Raw genomic sequence first — 547 nt, forward strand, 5'->3', positions numbered from 1 at the left:
CGATGTTTCTCAGCCTTCTAAGACACTCGGTTGTTCTCTCAAACAACCGGTGAAACTCATAAAGAGTTTACTTTTAAAAATTTCTATCAGAAATTTGATGTCGTTACTGTTATCCAGTTTTCAAAGAGCAAGCTGCCTTAAAAAGGCAATTGGTGGAGCCTAGCGGGATCGAACCGCTGACCTCCTGCGTGCAAAGCAGGCGCTCTCCCAGCTGAGCTAAGGCCCCGTATCATTATGTTTTAAGTTAATGGTGGGCCTGAGTGGACTCGAACCACCGACCTCACGCTTATCAGGCGTGCGCTCTAACCAGCTGAGCTACAGGCCCCCTTTTTGGAATATAAGGGGTTTTTAGCCAGAAAAAAAGTTCTGAGAGCATTTACTCTCAAAACGATATTCCCTTTTTTAGAAAAGAAAGGATTGACCTTTCAAAACTAAACAAAAAGACCAAAGCAGAAACATTGTTGAAACTTATGAGCTTCAAAAGCTCCTTAGAAAGGAGGTGATCCATCCCCACCTTCCGGTAGGGATACCTTGTTACGACTTCACC

At 43.9% G+C, this 547-nt stretch carries 2 tRNA genes and 1 rRNA gene; all 3 read right to left on the bottom strand.

The annotated features are described in order from the left end of the window. Nucleotides 1–150 precede the first annotated feature (150 nt). Nucleotides 151–226, bottom strand: a tRNA-Ala gene (locus EBO34_RS20425). 22 nt (nucleotides 227–248) lie between these two features. Beyond that, nucleotides 249–325, bottom strand: a tRNA-Ile gene (locus tag EBO34_RS20430). A gap of 167 nt (nucleotides 326–492) precedes the next feature. Further along, nucleotides 493–547 (bottom strand): 16S ribosomal RNA (locus tag EBO34_RS20435); the annotation flags it as partial.

Origin of the sequence: Alteribacter keqinensis, from assembly GCF_003710255.1 — a bacterium.
Classification (GTDB): domain Bacteria; phylum Bacillota; class Bacilli; order Bacillales; family Salisediminibacteriaceae; genus Alteribacter; species Alteribacter keqinensis.